21 protein-coding genes and 2 pseudogenes are annotated in these 18,520 nt (G+C 39.0%); 18 read left to right on the plus strand and 5 right to left on the minus strand.

Annotated elements, in window-relative coordinates; genetic code table 11:
* The first annotated feature begins 24 nt into the window (after positions 1-24).
* The 11 genes from DW959_RS10465 to DW959_RS10515 all read left to right on the plus strand — a co-directional run bounded on the left by DW959_RS10465 (position 25) and on the right by DW959_RS10515 (position 5,167).
* Entirely contained in the window at positions 25-561 is a 537-nt protein-coding gene (locus tag DW959_RS10465; protein WP_118616078.1) for a hypothetical protein, read from the plus strand.
* A gap of 41 nt (positions 562-602) precedes the next feature.
* Entirely contained in the window at positions 603-1,022 is a 420-nt protein-coding gene (locus DW959_RS10470; RefSeq protein ID WP_118616080.1) for a hypothetical protein, read from the plus strand.
* Positions 1,023-1,039: 17 nt separating this feature from the next.
* The gene (locus tag DW959_RS10475; protein ID WP_117549085.1) at positions 1,040-1,255 is read left to right on the plus strand and encodes a hypothetical protein; all 216 of its coding nucleotides are present in this window, start codon (positions 1,040-1,042) and stop codon (positions 1,253-1,255) included.
* Positions 1,256-1,405: 150 nt separating this feature from the next.
* Positions 1,406-1,843 carry a hypothetical protein gene (locus DW959_RS10480; protein ID WP_055144743.1) on the plus strand — a complete coding sequence of 146 codons (438 nt, stop codon included), beginning with the start codon at positions 1,406-1,408 and terminating at the stop codon, positions 1,841-1,843.
* Positions 1,844-1,868: 25 nt separating this feature from the next.
* Entirely contained in the window at positions 1,869-2,657 is a 789-nt protein-coding gene (locus DW959_RS10485) for a hypothetical protein (RefSeq protein ID WP_055144741.1), read from the plus strand.
* A 35-nt stretch (positions 2,658-2,692) separates the two neighbouring features.
* Positions 2,693-2,875, plus strand: a complete 183-nt coding sequence (locus tag DW959_RS10490; RefSeq protein ID WP_055144738.1) for a hypothetical protein — start codon at positions 2,693-2,695, stop codon at positions 2,873-2,875.
* Positions 2,872-3,105 (plus strand): hypothetical protein, encoded by a 234-nt coding sequence (locus DW959_RS10495; RefSeq protein WP_055144735.1) that lies wholly within the window; start codon positions 2,872-2,874, stop codon positions 3,103-3,105. Before DW959_RS10490 ends, DW959_RS10495 begins: the two co-directional genes overlap by 4 nt.
* Before the next feature lie 35 nt (positions 3,106-3,140).
* A complete protein-coding gene (locus tag DW959_RS10500; RefSeq protein WP_055144732.1) occupies positions 3,141-3,860 on the plus strand; it encodes a PoNe immunity protein domain-containing protein in 720 nt (239 codons plus the stop codon).
* Between the two features lie 55 nt (positions 3,861-3,915).
* On the plus strand, positions 3,916-4,284 hold the full coding sequence (locus tag DW959_RS10505) for a hypothetical protein (protein ID WP_055144730.1): 369 nt from the start codon (positions 3,916-3,918) through the stop codon (positions 4,282-4,284).
* A 29-nt stretch (positions 4,285-4,313) separates the two neighbouring features.
* Positions 4,314-4,823: a hypothetical protein gene (locus DW959_RS10510; protein ID WP_118616082.1), complete on the plus strand. Its 510-nt coding sequence runs from the start codon at positions 4,314-4,316 to the stop codon at positions 4,821-4,823.
* On the plus strand, positions 4,814-5,167 hold the full coding sequence (locus DW959_RS10515) for a DUF2262 domain-containing protein (protein WP_243023380.1): 354 nt from the start codon (positions 4,814-4,816) through the stop codon (positions 5,165-5,167). The genes DW959_RS10510 and DW959_RS10515 overlap by 10 nt, the downstream gene beginning before the upstream one ends.
* A gap of 265 nt (positions 5,168-5,432) precedes the next feature.
* Here DW959_RS10515 and DW959_RS10520 read toward each other — a convergent pair whose 3' ends face one another.
* Entirely contained in the window at positions 5,433-6,431 is a 999-nt protein-coding gene (locus tag DW959_RS10520) for a virulence RhuM family protein (protein ID WP_055144727.1), read from the minus strand.
* 13 nt (positions 6,432-6,444) lie between these two features.
* The gene (locus DW959_RS15135; protein WP_347475354.1) at positions 6,445-8,358 is read right to left on the minus strand and encodes a hypothetical protein; all 1,914 of its coding nucleotides are present in this window, start codon (positions 8,356-8,358) and stop codon (positions 6,445-6,447) included.
* A gap of 258 nt (positions 8,359-8,616) precedes the next feature.
* Here DW959_RS15135 and DW959_RS10530 point away from each other — a divergent pair, with 258 nt between their 5' ends.
* The 4 genes from DW959_RS10530 (at position 8,617) to DW959_RS10545 (ending at position 11,725) form a co-directional block, all read left to right on the plus strand.
* Positions 8,617-8,796, plus strand: coding sequence for a helix-turn-helix domain-containing protein (locus tag DW959_RS10530; protein ID WP_015534801.1), 180 nt, complete (start codon positions 8,617-8,619; stop codon positions 8,794-8,796).
* Positions 8,797-8,930: 134 nt separating this feature from the next.
* Positions 8,931-10,073, plus strand: coding sequence for a tyrosine-type recombinase/integrase (locus tag DW959_RS10535; RefSeq protein WP_118616086.1), 1,143 nt, complete (start codon positions 8,931-8,933; stop codon positions 10,071-10,073).
* Between the two features lie 90 nt (positions 10,074-10,163).
* Complete coding sequence (pyrE, locus tag DW959_RS10540) at positions 10,164-10,838, plus strand: orotate phosphoribosyltransferase (RefSeq protein WP_118616088.1); 675 nt, start codon at positions 10,164-10,166, stop codon at positions 10,836-10,838.
* A gap of 17 nt (positions 10,839-10,855) precedes the next feature.
* Complete coding sequence (locus DW959_RS10545) at positions 10,856-11,725, plus strand: methionyl aminopeptidase (RefSeq protein ID WP_008400640.1); 870 nt, start codon at positions 10,856-10,858, stop codon at positions 11,723-11,725.
* Positions 11,726-11,998: 273 nt separating this feature from the next.
* Here the strand turns inward: DW959_RS10545 and htpG are convergent.
* Both htpG and DW959_RS10555 read right to left on the minus strand, forming a co-directional pair.
* Positions 11,999-13,935: pseudogene (gene htpG, locus DW959_RS10550) on the minus strand (molecular chaperone HtpG).
* A gap of 243 nt (positions 13,936-14,178) precedes the next feature.
* Positions 14,179-14,664: a DUF5721 family protein gene (locus DW959_RS10555; protein ID WP_118616090.1), complete on the minus strand. Its 486-nt coding sequence runs from the start codon at positions 14,662-14,664 to the stop codon at positions 14,179-14,181.
* Positions 14,665-14,852: 188 nt separating this feature from the next.
* On the opposite strand from DW959_RS10555, the gene DW959_RS10560 reads away from it, so the two are divergent.
* Positions 14,853-15,245: a PH domain-containing protein gene (locus DW959_RS10560; RefSeq protein ID WP_226801015.1), complete on the plus strand. Its 393-nt coding sequence runs from the start codon at positions 14,853-14,855 to the stop codon at positions 15,243-15,245.
* A 553-nt stretch (positions 15,246-15,798) separates the two neighbouring features.
* Here DW959_RS10560 and DW959_RS10565 read toward each other — a convergent pair.
* Positions 15,799-17,039: pseudogene (locus DW959_RS10565) on the minus strand (peptidoglycan-binding protein).
* 237 nt (positions 17,040-17,276) lie between these two features.
* On the opposite strand from DW959_RS10565, the gene DW959_RS10570 reads away from it, so the two are divergent.
* Both DW959_RS10570 and rimP read left to right on the plus strand, forming a co-directional pair.
* On the plus strand, positions 17,277-17,921 hold the full coding sequence (locus DW959_RS10570; protein ID WP_118616092.1) for a bifunctional precorrin-2 dehydrogenase/sirohydrochlorin ferrochelatase: 645 nt from the start codon (positions 17,277-17,279) through the stop codon (positions 17,919-17,921).
* 108 nt (positions 17,922-18,029) lie between these two features.
* Entirely contained in the window at positions 18,030-18,500 is a 471-nt protein-coding gene (gene rimP, locus DW959_RS10575) for a ribosome maturation factor RimP (RefSeq protein ID WP_226801019.1), read from the plus strand.
* Positions 18,501-18,520 lie beyond the last annotated feature (20 nt).

The following is an 18,520-nucleotide window of genomic DNA, read 5'->3' on the forward strand; positions in this document are numbered from 1 at the left end:
TCGTTTGAAACGGAGGTACTTATCATGAAGGACACTGCACCTACAATAGAGGAAATGAGAGAGGTCATACATACATTTGAAACATTATCATTTAAAGAATTACAGGCACAGGGTATATTTGATGACAAGAGAAAAATGATAATTACAAAGCCTATGACCTATATTCTTATGTCTCATACAGACGACACCAATAAGGAAAAGGTATGGAAGTATTGTAAGAAGATAGCTTCTTTTAGTCATGCACCAATTAAATTAAAGGACTACCAGAGAATGTTACCTTTTTCAGAGGATGAGGATATCGTAGATGTGATTATGAAAGCATTGGAAGAAAATAGGTACCCGTTCTCTGATGGGAAGAATAAAGTGGAGCCGGTGCAAGGGTATTATTACGCGATAGCAACTATATCACAAGCTACATACCGAAGAGAGGAAATTCTTTCACTACTTCAAGTTATTACGGATTATTTTAAGAGTAATCTGCCGGATAAACTACCTGTGTTCAAGAGAAATATGGATGTGCTTAAGAAGGACTATCCGGACCTTGGAGAGATTGTGTTTTAAAATTTGAACTGGAGAAAATACGTGGAGGATAAAGGAAAATTATGCTTAAAGGTTTTGAAGACGCGTTTACAGATTTACAGTCGGAATTTGTTTCGTTATGCATGGAGTATACAAACGGAAATGTTGATAAAATATATATCTACATTTACCAGGATGCATCACAGAAAATGTTTAATGCCATTTTCGTGAAAGGAAAGGATGTTATATCTGCGGGGAATTTTGCTGATGATGAAGCTTCTGACGAGTTTTTATCAATTGGAACAAAAGATATTAATAAGCTGGTGGAACTGTGCGATAAGTATCAGCAAAAATGTCCGAATGAATATAAGCTGGAATTTGATGTTGCTACCAATAAATTCGATACATCCTATCGTTATGACAACTATACCAAGTGCGGAATATCACCTGTGTCAGAGTTGATGAGCTGGTATGGAGAAATTAAAGAGAGAATAAATCAATAGGATTGGTGGTTTTGAGTATGGTTGCAAAGAAAGGGAAAAGAAAAATAGAATATGAAGGAAATATATTTTATTGGTTTGTACGTGTTGATGATAATGGTAACATGAGAATTCGTATTTTGTCAGATAATAAAAAGATAAATTTGGAATATCCGCCGTTTGATTCGGAAGTACCTGTGACACCATCCTATATTAGAAGTCTATTGGATAATTATTTCATGAATCATACAAGGTAAAACTTATATACGAAGGGAAAATTCGAATATGTACAAAGAGAATTTACATACAGCCAGTGGCATGTGGGGACTATGGAACTATAATGAATATAAATACATTGACGATTATGATAAATGTTTATAACATAGATGATAGTGGGTGGACTTAACATGGCGATATGGCAGTTTCAATGCAATATTATACCGGCAAGATTAAATTTTGATAGATTAAGTCATGATGAAATGATTTCGTGGAAAGGGATACCTCAACCACCGCATAATCTTAAGTTTCTTGAACAGGAGGATAGTTGGTCAAAAGACATTATCCAGTATGGAAAATCGGATGAAACGTGTATAGAGTTCATATACATTGATAACATATTAGATGAAATAAGCTGTCGATTGGATTTGCGAAGTCTTACGAAAACCAACTTAATTTCAGTGATTGAATATGTACAAGAAATCGGTGCAATGTTTCTTGTGGGAGATAAGATTTACTCACCACGAATGGAAGAGATAATTGGGGTTATGAAAAAATCAAGAGCAAATCGGTTTTGCAAAAATCCAGTGGAGTACATTTTATCTCAAAATGAAAAATTAGAAATTTAGCAACACAATGCCGGGAGGGATCGATATGTATTTGAAACTGAATAATTATGAATATAAAATCACTGCTGCTAATGTAGGTTTTGAGATGTCAGAAGATAACAAATCATTAATCATGTTTCTGGATATAGACGGAAGCTATGAGGGTGAAGATTTGGATTATGAGCTTAGAACCATTAGATTGTATCATAATAATGGTTTTCATATCGGAGTAAAAGAACCAAATAAATTAATAGGAAAAAGCTTTGAATGGAATGAGGCTTATAATAACAAGGGCGAAGAGGCAGGAACTTTGTATGTGCTAGAGCACGAGGATGTCACATCAGGAAAAATTGATATTTTAGATGTTACGCAGGATTTGATTAAGGTAAAATGGTCCGGTCAGGCGAATGTGTTTTGGAATGAGGAATGTGGAGAAAACGTTTCTTTTGAAGCAGAAGTAGAAGCAAAAGTGCCATCTGTTCCAAAGGTAAAGGTGATAAATGGCTTTAAGAAGACAAAATTAAAAATAGATAAAAATACAGAAATCGAGCTGTTGAATTTTTCGGATATGGTAATGGAAGCAGAAAGGTGCAAGGAGTCATATCTGAAAAATGATTCGAATGCATGGTCTACTTTTGATAAAGCATTAAAGCTGAAGCTTACATATATGAAAAAGGAATATTACGGAGAGGCTGTATATCAGGGCTCGGGAACGAAATGTTATACGGTATTTGATGACCAGTGCCCTTTAAATGTGCAAATTACAAAGACTTCCATGTGGATTGAGAACGAGGAATATAAGTTTTATATTTTGGTAGAGGCTAAAATTGAGTAATATGGTTGAACAAAAAATAGTAAGGATGTAAAAAAATGATTGTAGAATTTCATGGCATGAAGTGTCGCTGCAGCACATACCGAACAAATGGAGAAGATAAGAATATTTTAACGCTTTTGAATGCAAAGGATTGGGAGAAATCATTGCAATATGATTTTACGGAGCCGCAATACGGTTTGTGGTGTCATTTCTTGACGGAAGAGGAAATGATGCTGTGAAAAACAGTTCTGTCAGACCGACTTTTGAGTATAATGGACAGTATTATAGAGTGGATGAAGTTTGTTTTTCGGATAAACCATTTATTGTGATAGAGTATGGAACATATGATGAACTTATGAATAATGCTATGGAGGATGCAGAGCCTTTTCCGTATAACTTAACTGAGGAAGAGCTATTGAATGAGGTAAAATATTCGTTGGGAATAGAAGTATGTCCGGGAGAGTATTAAGAAAAATTTATTAGTCGGAATGAAGGGATAAAATTATGAATAGAATAAAAGATGATTTTAAGTCAAAGGAATACTATCAGAAAGAATTAGAAAATCTTGAAAAAAGAATTAATCGATATAAAGATAATCTTAACCAAGAGAATGCCTCAAGACTTCATATTGCAATAGGCTTAAAGCTATTATCTGTTATTTTGATTAAATATCAATTGGGGTATGAAATTGATGAGATAAAGCATGATGTTTTGGAATATATAGAAAATGATAAACAGAAGGTTCTGTACTGTGAAGGGAACCTAACATATGACGATGTGGCTAATTTACTCTCATTAGCATATTTGTTTGATGTTGATTCTGAGCAAGTGGATTTTATTAAAACAAAAATGGTTGAAGAAAAATACATAGATATTCGTCTGGATATTATCCGTAATTTATATTTTGAAGGAAAGTGTTATTCTTCCAAAGGTTTTTATTATAGGGATAAGGGGTATTTCGGAGATTTTAGTAAAGAAAATGGAGGGATTGTAGATGTTTACAATGCTCCTGATGCAGAAAGAACTGACTTGTTTTTAAGGCATTTGAACACTGTAAAGGACAAGCATCACAGAAAGCTTGTAAAGTATTATGAGTCATTAGCGGAAGACAGATATACATATACCGGTGCTACTGATATTGTGCTGACAGCAGTTGCAAAAGCGCTAGCGCTTGATATGTCTGCACTATGCGATTCGAAATATATCGCCTCCGATTTATTGTAAGGAACTACAGGTTGGGTATGTTGCAGTGTTGTGATTTATGGATTGGAGTGATTAAATGTTCGGAATAGAATTTGGTAATCTTGCCTTTAATTGCGAGGTTTCAGAACAGACTTTATGTATAGTAGTTGCAGGAAAAAATGAAACATCAAGCATTGATGAATTTATTCAAAAAGCTTTGGACTATCAGATAAAGAATGATTTTTCTTGTGATGCTGAAGAATATAAAAACTGTGTTTTTGTAGATGCTACAGACGATGTTGTAAAATGGCTACATGAAATTATTGAGGGAATGAATCGAAAAGTATCCTTTGAAATAGGAGAACCCATAAAAACCTTAACAGGTACTATAACAGATTTTGACAATGCTTGGGTTATAGAAACAAAGGAAATGTTTTATTATATATTTTGGTGTACAACGGCATAAATAGATTTGATTATTGTGGAGGAGCGACTATGGATATACATGAAATCTATCAGGAAGATAATAAATTTGAGGGTGAGGAGAGCATATATTACGTTCTTGTTGGAAAAGGTGACTCGTCCAGATGGGACAAGAGTCACAAGTATTATATTATTACACGTTCTGCTGTTGCAATCTATGATATAAACGCTGCCAGTATGGTGAAGAAGATAAAGGTTATGACATGGCCTATACCTAACGAGGAACATGATGCACAGGAGAAAAACAGCGGATATTTTAACAGATTTAAAGAGGGTGTCATTTATAAGGTGGCAGGAAGATTACAGTATAGTTACTTCGGAGAACTTGCATTTCTGTACATCAGAGAGGTTTTGGAAGAAAATGCATCCGGAACAAAGCTTGATAAAAATCAGGAAAAGTATCTGGCACCAATTGTCTTAGAGGATGAGGTGCTGGGGAAATTAGTGTTAGAAAAATCGGAGGTCTGTTTGAAGGTAAGTATGATTTTGCAGGTAATGACATCACAATTTATATTGAGGTAGAGTGGGACAGTAAGGCAACTTGGAAAAAGCCTTTGACTGTTGCCAGAGATTTTGCAGAGCATATTGCTTCAAAGGATGAGGTGTTTAGATCGTATATTGCATCTGATGAGGATCTGTATGATGCTGCATTGGAGTGCGTGGAAGAATATGAAGATGAATGCGAAATTCATTTTTCTACACCGGAAGAATTTGCAGACGCATTAAAGGGTCGAATGAAATATATATTTGTGAATCAGAATGGCTCTTATACTGTAGGATACGATGATGGTTATGTATTTGGTGGACATGAGATAGATGTGGATGTAAATTCTAAGGGTGAAATGGTGTGTGCCGAGATGAGATAAAACATAGGAGCATGAGAAATAAGATGAGTGAAAAATCTGTTTTTATAAACCATTGGTTATATTCAAAGCCTAATCCGGAACCAAATAAAGCTGGAAATGTTGTTAGACGTGATTAATTCCGAGATTCAGAAATTTAATGAATGCGGATTGGCTGAATGGAGAGGAATCTTGGATGAAGCGATTGCTAAATTTGATTTAGGAAATCCAAGAAGTTGATTTTGTTGCAAGCGGGCTGTTTAGGCCCGCCTGAAGTATTTTTGGGTATTTATTTCTTGTCGGAATCTGCAATCTCTTCCAATGTACCAATGCTTTTGATAAAGTCCTGTTCAACTGGGGAAATGGTGTTTTCCAAGCGGTTCTTGTACTTGGTGTATTCGGCATGAGCCTTATCAAGTGCCTGCTTGTGGCTGATGTGACCGCTACTGGTAAGAATATCACGGCGGGTCATTTTCAGGTAATCGTCAATGGTTTCCAGCCAGTCCTTCATATACATTGGTTCCTGATTGAGAGCGTGTACCTCGGCGATATCGAGATAGGCTGTAACTATCTTGTTTAAAGCATCCAATTCCTGCTGGGTAAGATAGTTTTTTGCAATTTCTACATCGGGGCGACGGATGGTGTCACTAGCCCATGAGGTAAGTCCCATATTATCTTTTTCAGCATCGGCACGCTGGTAAATAACTTCTGCAGCTGTGTGCTTGTGTGCTGCCCAGTGCATCTTATTCTGCACCTGCTTAAAGAATAGGATGGAGCTTTCTGCACTAGGATCGTAATCGATGCTGGTAGCATAGATTTCCAGAACTTTTCTCCAAAATACCTTTTCAGAGGAGCGGATGTCTCTGATACGGGCAAGCAATTCGTCAAAGTAATTGCCGCCGCCAAGTCTTTTTAAGCGGTCATCATCTAATGCAAATCCTTTTTTCATGTATTCTTTTAATATTCTCATAGCCCAGATACGGAACTGTGTACCACGGTGGGATTTTACACGATAGCCTACGGAGATGATTACATCGAGATTGTAGTAATCGACATTGTAGGTTTTTCCGTCGGCGGCAGTTGTTGCAAAATTTGCAACAACTGAAATGCGCTGTAATTCTCCCTCTTCAAAAATATTTTTGATGTGACGTGATATCGTTGATTTGTCACGCTGAAACAGCTCTGCCATTTGGTCAATGGAAAGCCACACAGTATCATCCTCAAAGGTAGTTTCTATTTTCGTCAAACCGTCTTCGGTTGTGTACATAATAATATTGGAATGATTCATATACGCAGTCCTCCTATGTTGGTGTATCGTTCTTTTTGGCTCTGCTTTTATACACATTGTATTGGTTTTTACACTGTGGTGAGCAGAATTCCATATTCGGTCTGGTGGCAACAAATGCTTTGCCGCAGTGCTTACATACCTTCATGGTGGAGTTTTCATCCGTCAGCATAAAGGAAAACATCATCTGTACACATAACAATAAGGAATTGAAGTCCCAGACAATGGTAGGGCGTTCCCGCAATTCTATGCGGTAGGTAGGTGCCACACCGCCGAAAGCAGCCATTCCCTGACGGTATAGGTTACGTTCATTCTTATCCAGTCTGTCGTAGTCCAGATAATAAAGAAAGCTGGAGAAGAAGGTAAATGCCCAGTCACGGAATACTTCCACAAGCCATTCATAGGGCTCGGCATATTCATTCTGAAAACTCATCATAACAGCCTGCGGCTTATTCTTCATGGTCATAATTAAAGCAATCATCTCTACGCAGTCAGTACTCCAACTTGATTCCACACTTTTCTTGCGAAAATCAATCTTGTCAAAAGGGAAAAAGTAGGACAGATACTTCTCTGTAGAGATGCTTCCTTCCTTGATAAAATGATTCTTTGGCAGATAGACTGCCTCATATGTAATAAAATCCGGTGTGGTAGGCAGGGCAGTCATTAGTCCCAGCATACCGTATTCGGATACAAAGCTCATAATGGCTTCTTTTAATTCAACTTCACTTGCCTTGTTCATGGCAGTAGTACCGATGTTAATTGCGGTCAGCACCAGCTTCTCATAATCCTTGATAGGATTGTAGATGGATGGCTTGGCATCCGCAGAAGGTGTAATATAACACTTTCCGTTTGCGGCTGTTCGCCATTCGTATTTATCATATTTCACCCAGTTGGAACTGGATTTCTGAAAGATATTCTTCATAGTAATTCCTTTCTGTGCAAAAACTATTACTATCATAGCACGTCTGTATGCATATTTAAACTTTTTTTTACGATCCGATCGATTATTTTTCTTGCGTTTCTTGGTTTCTTCCTTTGCCTGGTTTTCCTGTTCTCTGGCAATTCTTCTTACCACTACACCGATTTCCTTTAGTAGAGCCAGCTTTTCTTTATCCAGTTTTTCCATAGTAGCCGGGATCTCTTCTTCATGTCTTAATAGGAAGTCCAGTTCTTCCATGGTAAGATTACCATTGGTAGAAGGAAAATCCTCTCCCTGCCTGTCCACCAGTATCATAAGAACCTTTTTCTCAATCTGACCAAGAATAGTAGAGCGGACACCACGGATATTTCTGTCGCTCTGATTACGTAAAGCAGCAAGCTGACTGGTAGTGAAATCTCTAAGATATAGGAAGTATATCAACTCCTTATGGTCGTCCTTTAAGTCATAAATAATCTTGGAATAGTCCTCATCGGAAAGGGAGTTGTGCATCTCAAAAGGACAGTTAGAGATAATGTCTATATAGTCCCCTTTCATAAGCTGTCGCCAGTAAGCATGATTGATGGGAGCCGGGATAACAATGGCAAGTGGTGCCACATCCTTCTTGCTGTCTAGGTTTTCTCTGCCGATTTCGTGATATCGCTCCTTGCGTTCTCTGTTGGAATCTAATAGGTCCCATTCCCTTATCACTTCCTCAAAATCCGAAACAGTGCGGGCACCGTCCTCCAGTCGCTTTAAAGCAATGGCACGAAGCTCCTTTTTTAACATGGTCTTATTGGGGTGCTCATCCTTCGGCTGGAAATTATCATCTTTTATGGGATGTAATTCCTGTTCCAAATCCATTTCATTAAAATGCTCTAATTCAATTTGTAATTCCTGCTGGGATGCCTCAAAGGTAATATCCTCATCTATGGAAAAGGCTCCGTCTTCGCTGTCGAAGTTATGAGAATATTCCCAGAAGTCCATCAATTCCTGATGTTTTCTAATGTTCATTTATCCGTAAAACCTGCCTTGTATATACATATTTAAAATTTTTTGCAACTTTTTTTAAAAACACTTCCGCAAAACCCCTTCTAAATCTCCTATAAGTGAGAGAGTAATAGTTTTTGATAAGAAACGATTACTTTTGAAAAGAAATGGTATGCGCATAACCATTATAACATGACACAAACAAATGTTCTGTATTTTTGGAGAAAAAACAGAAATTTATTTGTGTTTGGCTTAGAAATAGGATTTTGAGGAGGTAGAAGAATGAAGGATAAGGCTTTATTGACTGTAAAAGAGTTTTGCTCTTATTTGGGGATTGGTCAGACAAAGGCACGTGAGTTGTTGGCTGAAAATGCTGATGTATTCGCGGTTCGCATCGGAAACAGACTGTATGCTCACAAGGGCAAGCTGGATGAATGGCTTTTGAATCAGATTGGATGCTAGGAAATTTGATTCATAAAAAGACAATGAATTTATTAAATAACCATGAAACTAATTGAAAATTAAGTGTGTATATGCTACAATTGGGTGGACTGATGGTTCCTTTCAACGTATATACACGCTGGAAGGAGGCAGATATGGGTAAATCCATAAAAGGTAAAGAACTTGGTAAAGGCATTACACAGAGAAAGAGTGATGGACTTTATCAGGGACGATTTGTGAATCGTTTCGGCAAGACGCAGACCATATACGCAAGCAATCTGAATGAACTTCGTAAAAGGATGCGTGAGGAACAGTATGAGGATGAGAAGGCACTGAATGTTGTCACCAAGGATGTAACCCTTGATGAGTGGTATGAGATTTGGCTGAATACCTGTAAGAAGAATTGCAGGAATTCCACTAGGGAATCCTATGCCACACATTATAAGCGGATACAGAAGGAGCTTGGGTGGCGTAAGCTGACATCATTGAACCTGATTATCATGCAGAATGCACTCAATGAGCTTGTTTCTGATAATGCCAGAAAGAACACGAAAAAGATTCTGGTGGATATGCTGGAAAAAGCAATCGACTCTGATTTACTTACAAAAAATGTTGCAAAGCAATTAAACACGGTGATTTCCAAGGAAGATAAGAAGGAAAGACGTGTACTGACAGTAAGTGAAGCAGAGTTGTTTTTAGGTGAGGCACAGAGTAGTTTCTACTATAATCTGTTTGTGCTTGCCATAGAAACCGGAATGCGTATTGGAGAGCTTTGTGGTGTTCAGTGGAAGGACATTGATTTTGACAAGAAGGTACTGTATGTGCGTCACACATTGTGCTATTTTCAAAAAGATGGTAAGTACATTTTTGAGATGCATGATGCAAAGACCAAGAATGGAAGACGAACGATTCCATTAACCACGAGGGCGTTGGAGGCATTGAAACGACAGCGCATTCAAAAACAGAAGATTCTCTTTAAGGGAATCGAAACAGAGGAACAGTACAGGGACTTGGTGTTTGTTACGAAAAACAACAGACCTACACAACAGTTCATAGTGCAGGAGGCAATCGGTGCCATTGTAAACCGGATTCGAAAAGAGCATCCTGACTATGAGATGTTTTCACCACATTGCTTAAGACATACTTTTGCAACCAGAGCAATTGAGAACGGAATGCAGCCAAAGACATTACAGAAGATTCTCGGACATGGCTCCTTGCAGATGACAATGGATTTGTATTGTCATGTGACAGAGGATACACTGTTTACAGAGATGATGAAGATGGAAAAGGCTGTGTAAGCTCAAAAGTGTGTAGTAAGTGTGTAGTAAGGCTATTTTGAGAATAAGGGGTTCCCCGGAACCCCTGTAAATACAGGAGGTTTTATTAAAATGGAAGCATATAAGCAGGAATTCATTGAATTTATGATCGATTGTAATGTATTAAAATTTGGAGATTTTACAACAAAGAGTGGAAGAAAAACACCTTTCTTTGTAAATACCGGATTTTACAGAACAGGGGCACAGTTAAAGAGACTGGGTGAGTTCTATGCGGAAGCAATCAACAGTGCGTTTGGTCTTGATTTTGATGTATTGTTTGGACCTGCATACAAGGGAATTCCGCTTTCAGTAGCAACTACCATGTCAATTGCAGAAATGTATGATGAAGACATCAAATATTGCTCAAATAGAAAAGAGATCAAGGATCACGGAGATAAGGGAATCTTACTCGGAAGCCCGATCTCAGATGGTGATAAGGTTGTTATCATTGAAGATGTAACAACAGCCGGAACATCGATCCAGGAAACTATGCCGATCATTAAGGCACAGGGAGATGTAGATGTTATGGGACTTGTCGTTTCTGTTGACCGTATGGAGCGTGGACAGGGCAAGAAGAGTGCACTGACAGAGATTCAGGAAGAATATGGTATCCAGACAACTGCTATTGTTACAATGGCAGAGGTTGTAGAGCATTTATATAATAAAGAATATAAGGGTAAAGTCATAATTGATGATAAGTTAAAGGCTGCGATTGATGCTTATTATGATATTTATGGCGTAAAGTAGAAACGGTTGGTAGAAAAATGAAACTAGGAAGAAATGATATCTGCTGGTGCGGAAGTGGAAAGAAATACAAATCCTGCCATTTGAACATCGACAGCAAACTGGAAGAAATGAAGCTGAAGGGATATAAGATCCCGACAAGAAGAATGATGCGTTCACCGGAACAGATCGAAGGAATCCGCGTGGCATCCAAGGTAAATACAGAGGTGCTTGATTTCATTACTCCATTTGTAAAAGAAGGAGTATCTACAGGTGAGCTTGATCGAAGAATCTATGAATACACGAAATCAATCAATGCAATACCTGCCTGCCTTGGATATGAAGGATATCCGAAGAGTGTCTGTATATCGATTAATGATGTTGTCTGTCATGGTATACCGGATGAGAAAACAATCCTGAAAAATGGAGATATTGTCAACATTGACTGTACAACGAAATATAATGGATATTTTGGTGATTCGTCCCGTATGTTCATGATCGGAGATGTTGATCCGGTCTGGAAGAAGCTGGTAGAGGATACAAAGAAAGCACTGGATCTTGGAGTAGAAGTATGTAAGCCATATTCAACGATCGGTGATATCGGATATGCGATCAATACATTTGCCAAAGAGCAGGGCTATTCTGTTGTCCGTGAGATCGGCGGACATGGTGTGGGACTTGATATCCATGAAGATCCGTATGTCAGCCATATCGGACAGCCGGGCAAGGATTATGTGATTGCTCCAAGCATGACATTTACGATCGAGCCAATGATCAATCTAGGTGTGCCTGACGTATGGCAGGATGCTGACGATGGCTGGACGATTCGTACAGATGATGGCAAGCCATCTGCCCAGTGGGAATACACCCTTCTTATGACCGAGCACGGAATTGAGATTCTGGCAAAATAATACTTTCACATAATTATACAAAACACAGGGATTGCCCCTATACAGACCATAAGCCCCATTATAAATGACTCGTTACGGTTTCTGTTCAATGCATATGCCTGATTCGTAAATACTCCTGCGCTAACTCGCCAACTAAATGTTGGCTCAGACAAGCGCTCGTATTTACTGGCAATATGCATTTCACGACGAAACCTTCACTAAATGTCATATTATAATGGGGCTTATGGTCTGTATAGGGGCAATCCCTGTGTTTTATATTTTAAATGAATGGCATTATTTTGCCAGAATGCTTAAGATCTCGTTGCTTCTTGCGACGAACTTGGTCATGGCATCGGCAGATAATGGTCTGTTGGCAAGAACTGCCAAGTCATATAACTGACAGCAGATGGTAGGAGTGTTCTCGCCCTCTGGGTTGTCAAGGACATATTTGACCAGATTATTGTTGGCATTTAATACCAGTGTTTCACCCTTGCCGCCGAACATGGCAGGATCCATGCCCATACCGGCCATACCATACATTTTCATCATTTCCTGCATACGTCTGGATTCTTCAGATAAGGTCAGCATAGAAGATAAGTCTTTATTCTTTAATGCTTCTACCTTGATCGTGATATTTTCGACATCCAGTGCTTTCTTGAAGAGTTCGGTCAGCTTGTCGGTATAATCCTTTGCTGTTTCTTCGGATAATGATTCATCTACAAAATTATCGGACAGATCTGCATCGATTCTGTAGAAATGTACATTTTCATTTTTCTGTTCCAGAAGCGTGATAAATGGGCTGTCAATCGTCTGTGTCATGATCAGGCATCCATGCCTTCCTCTTTGAACATGTTAATGTACTGTGACTGAGCAACTTCATCCGTAACATAGAAGACTTTGTTTTCGTATTTTTCTTTTCCGGCTTCCAGATATTCCGGCAGAGTCAGGTATTTGCCTTCCAGATTCTTATAGATACAGAAATCTTTCATCTTCTCTAAGAATTTCTCATCTTTTAAGCAGCCGAATTTGATAAATGGGTTGATATCATCCCAGTATTTCTCATAATCTTCTCTGTGAACCTTATACATACCGGATAATTTATCGGCAACCTTCTTTGTGATGTAATCGGAGATCTTCTTAACAAATCCATCATTCTGCAGAGCACTTCTGGATACGTTCAGCGGAAGATCCGGACAGTCGATAGTACCTTTTAACAGCATCAGGAATTCAGGGATAACTTCTTTGATGTTATCAGCTACGAATACCTGGTTGTTATACAGCTTGATCGTTCCTTCCAGATTATCGTACTGGGTATTGATCTTCGGGAAGTACAGAATGCCTTTCAGGTTAAATGGATAGTCCATGTTCAGGTGGATCCAGAACAATGGATCTTTGTAATCATGGAATACTTTATGATAGAAGTCTTTGTATTCATCGTCTGTACAGTCATTTGGATGCTTGGTCCAGAGAGGTGTTGTAGTATTTAAAGGCTTTGGTGCTTCTTTTTCTTTCTTTTCGGCAGCATCCTTTGTTTCATCGGTTTCAGCAGTAGCTTCTTCTGATGCTTCAGCTTCGGTTGCCTTTTCTTCTTCATCTTTTGCAGGGGCATCTGCATTTGTAAAGTAGATCTCTACAGGCATGAAAGAGCAGTATTTGTCAATTACTTCTTTGATACGGTATTCATTTGCAAATTCATAGCTGTCTTCATTCAGATACAGGGTGATAACGGTACCTCTGGTTTCTTTGTCGCCTTTATCCATGGAGAAGTCCGTTCCGTTCTCACATTCCCAATATACAGGTTCTGCGTCCTGTTTGTAGGAAAGGGATTCGATTGTTACCTTATCGGCAACCATGAATGCGGAGTAGAAACCGAGTCCGAAATGACCGATGATCTGTTCCTCTGTTGCCTTGTCCTTGTACTGTTCAAGAAATGCAGCAGCACCGGAAAATGCGATCTGATTAATATACTTTTCGACTTCTTCAGCAGTCATACCGATACCATTATCAATAAACTGTAAGGTCTTGTTGTCCGGGCTTGCGATCACATCGATACGATAAGGTTCGTCCGGTTCGTCAAATTCGCCCATCAGAGATAATTTCTTTAACTTTGTTACAGCATCACAGCCGTTTGAGATTAATTCCCTGACAAAGATATCATGGTCGGAATACAGCCATTTCTTGATGACAGGGAAAATGTTTTCGCTGTTAATTGATAAACTTCCTTTTTTCATAAAAAATGCATCTCCTTATATAGATTCTATATTATTCCAGTTGTCAGAACAAATCGGAATACGCAAATATATATATGTGTAATGAGAGAAATATCTGCCCTATCTGTTCTGTGTTATCACTAACAGATATCATAAATCAGAAAAAAATAGAAGTCAAGACAAAATTAGCACTCAAATACGTTGAGTGCTAATAATTCACAAATATTTTATGGTTTATTTAGAAATGAATGCTGTAACAGGTGGTTAAAAGATCTGATTCTGTTTAAAAAAAGCAGATACATTTGCATCCCAGATGTTTGCAAGTGTTTTATCCATGGAGAAAATGTTCATGGATGCCATCGTTGTAAGTGAGATCTTTTCTCCGTCAAAGTAGATGTTTAAAGACAGATTTGCAATGTCGGATGCCGTGAGATTCAGATGGTTCTGTTCAATGATCCGGTTAATGTTCGCGTCCGATAAGATCAGCACGATCTTGAAGTTTAATGGGAGTTTATTGCCCTTGATGACATTGAAGATGTGCTGCCTGACATTTCCCCATGTCGTGTAAGTCTTTGAGGTCATTTCTTCCAGTTCTTCCGTATCAAAAAAAGATGGATTCAGTCTGCCGTCGATCGTATAAGAAACGTCGGAACGGACATAGGCTTCCACCAGCAAAAATGTGTCAAAGACCGGTTCCATCAGAAGCTTTTTAACGAAGTTTTTTGTTTCAGTAATTTCTATATTAAGCATATAAAGCTTTTACCTCCCTGCAATAAACAACGGATTGCGATAAAATTCTTGCCTCTAGTTTACAGGAAAAGAGGAAAGGTTGCAATCGGAAATCTGAAAACAGCCGGATGAGAAAATCCATTTGTTGAACTTTAGCGGGAGGTGTGTTAGTATTTTTACAGATTTATAAAAATATGGGAGGTTTTGAAATGGCAGAGATTATATGGAAGGATCGCAAACGTATATTTTTCGGGTTACCATGGACATTTACAAAGTACAGCTTATCAGAGGATCGGTTATTTATCAGTACGGGGTTCTTCAGTGTGAAAGAAGATGAAGTACGACTTTATCGCATCATGGATGTTTCATTGGAACGTAAATTATGGCAGAGAATGTGCGGACTTGGAACGATCAAATGCTGTTCCGCAGATAAGACAATGGGAGATTTCGAGATCAAGAACATCAAGAAGTCCAGAGAGGTCAAGGAAATGTTATCAAATATGGTAGAAGATGAACGTACCAAAAAGAAGGTTTCCAGCCGTGAGTTCATGGATCATGAACGCGATGAATTCGACGATTACGACGACCACGATACATATTAACGAGGACGATCAAAAGTACGTTGCTGCTTTATACGATAGTAGTTTGCTTTGATCGGTAATGTAAGATCGTATTTGGTTGTTCAGCAAGAGGTATGCTTTGACGATTAAATGAGAGCTGATATTACATATTATTCCGCAAGACGCTTTCGCTCTACCTTCGACGTAGTGGTACATAAGGCTGCAAAAGACGCAGCCTAAGTACCAACGCTCAGGCAGGCTTGCTTCATAATAGTAATATCAGTTCTCATTTTAAATTATAAGGTAAAGTGATTGCTGAACAACCAGATACGATCTTTTACGATATGAAAGCAAGATACCATGATATAAAAGCAACAACGCATTTTTGATCTGTCTGTGGAATCAAGTATCGAAGAAGAATATATCTTATTATAGACAGACAGAGTCCACTGCATACCTTTATGGAGCAGACCTTTTTTCACGTCGGTCCTTAACGAGTCACCGAAGGTGAGGAGGTTAGTACCGTTACGTGAAAAATAGAACGCAAGTGTTCTGCGTAATAAAGGGTATGGCAGGGGTCTCTGTCGTCAGGAAATCAGATATTCTCGGCTATCTTGGTGACGCCAACGTAGATTTGGGAGACTTTGTACCAGGTGGAGTAGTCGGTGATGCCGGTAACGGGCAGGTCGAAGATCTGTTGAAAGCGTCTGACGGCATCGGCAGTGGCAGGTCCATAGATGCCATCGGCGGCAACAGTTGGTATGGATGGATAATTCTGTGCGATACGATTTAACTGCTCCTGAAGCTGACGAACCTTGTCACCGGTTGCGCCAATTGACAGATCATATCCAGGATAAGAGGATGGAATACCGGCAATGGTTTCGGCAGAGTTGATATAAATGGAATCGCCATAGTAGTAGCGTAAGATCTCTATCGCAGACAGTCCCTGATCGGCAAGATACTTGGAACCCCATTGGGTCATCCAGTTTGGACAGGTGACCCGTTTCCCGTCACAGTATTGTGTAAAGATCGGTTGGGTGACACCCGGCCTTGACAGATAATTGGCAAATTGTTCATCAACGATACGGGAGATATTTTTATATATAGTCTTGTTATAGATCCATTTCTGATCGTAAGCGGTTGAAGATGTGATCGTAAAATCGTATCCCTTTCCGCGATACCATTCTGTATAGACACGGTTTAAGGTGAAGGACATAATTGCAAGGATGTTGGCTCGAAGGGAAGCATCCGGCCATGTGGAGTAGATTTCATTTGATGCAACATTCTTTATGTAGTCTTTGTAAGGTACATAGTAGTCGATTGCAGTTGGGTCGGAAGGAGCTCCATCATGTACCACGATGGTTTCCGGAATCACGACACGGCTTAAGACGATCTCGCCTGTCTCTGCAACTGTTTTATCTCATCCTCAGCAATCTTTGGCGGATATTCTTCCCAGAGGGTATGAGCACCGATCACCGTTGGGTTATAGCTCGATTGGTCAGTATCAGAAACACGCAGCTTAACTGACTGAATGCCCTTTTCGTCGGTAAACATCTGTACACCGGAGATGATACGTGGTTCAAATCCGGGTGCATTGATTTTCAGATTGTATTCGGAATATGGCTGGTTGTCAGATGGTTCCATGCTGTATTCCAGTGGAGGAGTTTCAAGGGTGATGCCATCGATGATACCGTCGCTGTCTGTTTGCCGTTCCTCTATAACTTCATCCGGAGTTCCGGTTGATGCGACAGAAACGACCGCACCGGTTACCGGATATGCAGTCTGTTCCGAGATGATCCTGATTTTTAATGTTCCGTTATTGTTTCCATTTGCCATTTTAGTAATCCTGAATTATAATCTGTTTATTATATGAGACAAAATCATATTTCATGCCAATAATACTTTATCAATGCAGAAGCAGGAAAGAATGTATGTTATGCGTGGTGTAATGATCGTTTAGAAGATTTAAACGACAGAAACAAGTGTTATGCATGGTATATAATGATGAGGTATATGAAAAAAGAATTTATTGAAAAGTAATATAAAAGAAAAGAAGCGACAGGAGGTTTCACTATGGCATATTTTCCAATGTTTATCAATCTGGAAAACAAAAAAGTAATCGTACTTGGCGGAGGAAAGACCGCACTTCGAAAGATTAACTCTCTGATAAAGTTTGACTGTAAGATCGCAGTTATCGCACCGAGGATCTGCGATGAGATCAAGACAGTACCGGGAATCAGTGTACATGAGTCGAATATGACATTAGATGCGCTTGATACGGCAGATATGGTAATTGCAGCGACTAAGAGGGATGATGTAAATGCTAAGATCGGAAAGTATTGTAACGAACATAATATTCCGGTCAATGTAGCAGATAACAAGGATGTCAGCAGCTTCCTGTTCCCCGGAATTGTTATGCGTGAAGACCTGGTGATAGGGGTCACAACAGGAGGCTACAGTTCAAATGTAGCAAAGGAGATCCGTAATATGATCGAGAAGCTGATTCCTTATGAGTATGGAACCTTGACCAGAAAGATGGGAGCATACCGAGAGATTGCGTCCATTAATATCAAGGATGCTTATTTAAGGGAAATGGCACTGGATGAGATCATCAAACAGGCAATCAGCAATAAGTATATGATCGATGACCGAAAGGCAAATAAGATTCTGGATCGTTATGCGAAGGAAGATGAGCTGAGAGCGAAGGGTATGCGATAAAAAATACTTGCATTTTCCTTATAACGTGTTATAATCTTGTTTTAGTAAGATTATGGTAACTATTAAGAGTGGGTTTTGGCCCACTCTTAGTTTTTGTAGAAAGGTGGTATTGCTACGAAGAAAACAGATATTGAAGCAAAAGCAACAGAGATGGTTCTGCCGATCATTGAAGCAAATAACCTTGAATTGGTTGATGTGGAATATGTAAAAGAAGGCAGTGATTATTATCTGCGGATCTATGCAGATAAAGAAGGTGGAATAACGATCGGAGATTGTGAGATCGTGAACAGAGCCATGAGTGATCTGCTGGATGCAGATGACTTCATTAAGGATGCCTATATTCTTGAGGTCAGCTCTCCGGGGCTTACAAGACCATTAAAGAAGGAAAATGACTTTAAACGGAGTATTGGCAAGATCGTAGAGATCAAGACATATACCAAGATCGATAACTGTAAAGATTTTGAAGGTGAACTTACAGCGTACGATGAAGAAACAGTTACCATTTTGACAGAAGATGAGAAAGAACTGAAGATTGCAAGAAAAGATATATCGATGATAAGACTTGCATTTGTATATTAATAAAAGAAGCGGGAGGATAA

This window comes from Clostridium sp. AM46-21 (assembly GCF_003480025.1).
Taxonomy (GTDB): Bacteria; Bacillota; Clostridia; order Lachnospirales; family Lachnospiraceae; genus Coprococcus; species Coprococcus ammoniilyticus.

What these genes read in the sequence shown, in the direction of transcription:
- DW959_RS10510 (WP_118616082.1), top strand. Translation starts at nt 4,314, where the DNA reads ATGGATATACATGAAATCTATCAGGAAGATAATAAATTTGAGGGTGAG.
- DW959_RS10480 (WP_055144743.1), top strand. Translation starts at nt 1,406, where the DNA reads ATGGCGATATGGCAGTTTCAATGCAATATTATACCGGCAAGATTAAAT.
- DW959_RS10465 (WP_118616078.1), top strand. Translation starts at nt 25, where the DNA reads ATGAAGGACACTGCACCTACAATAGAGGAAATGAGAGAGGTCATACAT.
- DW959_RS10545 (WP_008400640.1), top strand. Translation starts at nt 10,856, where the DNA reads ATGAAACTAGGAAGAAATGATATCTGCTGGTGCGGAAGTGGAAAGAAA.
- DW959_RS10520 (WP_055144727.1), bottom strand. Translation starts at nt 6,431, where the DNA reads ATGAATCATTCCAATATTATTATGTACACAACCGAAGACGGTTTGACG.
- DW959_RS10530 (WP_015534801.1), top strand. Translation starts at nt 8,617, where the DNA reads ATGAAGGATAAGGCTTTATTGACTGTAAAAGAGTTTTGCTCTTATTTG.
- DW959_RS15135 (WP_347475354.1), bottom strand. Translation starts at nt 8,358, where the DNA reads ATGAACATTAGAAAACATCAGGAATTGATGGACTTCTGGGAATATTCT.
- pyrE (WP_118616088.1), top strand. Translation starts at nt 10,164, where the DNA reads ATGGAAGCATATAAGCAGGAATTCATTGAATTTATGATCGATTGTAAT.
- DW959_RS10535 (WP_118616086.1), top strand. Translation starts at nt 8,931, where the DNA reads ATGGGTAAATCCATAAAAGGTAAAGAACTTGGTAAAGGCATTACACAG.
- DW959_RS10570 (WP_118616092.1), top strand. Translation starts at nt 17,277, where the DNA reads ATGGCATATTTTCCAATGTTTATCAATCTGGAAAACAAAAAAGTAATC.
- DW959_RS10560 (WP_226801015.1), top strand. Translation starts at nt 14,853, where the DNA reads ATGGCAGAGATTATATGGAAGGATCGCAAACGTATATTTTTCGGGTTA.
- DW959_RS10555 (WP_118616090.1), bottom strand. Translation starts at nt 14,664, where the DNA reads ATGCTTAATATAGAAATTACTGAAACAAAAAACTTCGTTAAAAAGCTT.
- DW959_RS10485 (WP_055144741.1), top strand. Translation starts at nt 1,869, where the DNA reads ATGTATTTGAAACTGAATAATTATGAATATAAAATCACTGCTGCTAAT.
- DW959_RS10500 (WP_055144732.1), top strand. Translation starts at nt 3,141, where the DNA reads ATGAATAGAATAAAAGATGATTTTAAGTCAAAGGAATACTATCAGAAA.
- DW959_RS10475 (WP_117549085.1), top strand. Translation starts at nt 1,040, where the DNA reads ATGGTTGCAAAGAAAGGGAAAAGAAAAATAGAATATGAAGGAAATATA.
- DW959_RS10490 (WP_055144738.1), top strand. Translation starts at nt 2,693, where the DNA reads ATGATTGTAGAATTTCATGGCATGAAGTGTCGCTGCAGCACATACCGA.
- DW959_RS10470 (WP_118616080.1), top strand. Translation starts at nt 603, where the DNA reads ATGCTTAAAGGTTTTGAAGACGCGTTTACAGATTTACAGTCGGAATTT.
- DW959_RS10505 (WP_055144730.1), top strand. Translation starts at nt 3,916, where the DNA reads ATGTTCGGAATAGAATTTGGTAATCTTGCCTTTAATTGCGAGGTTTCA.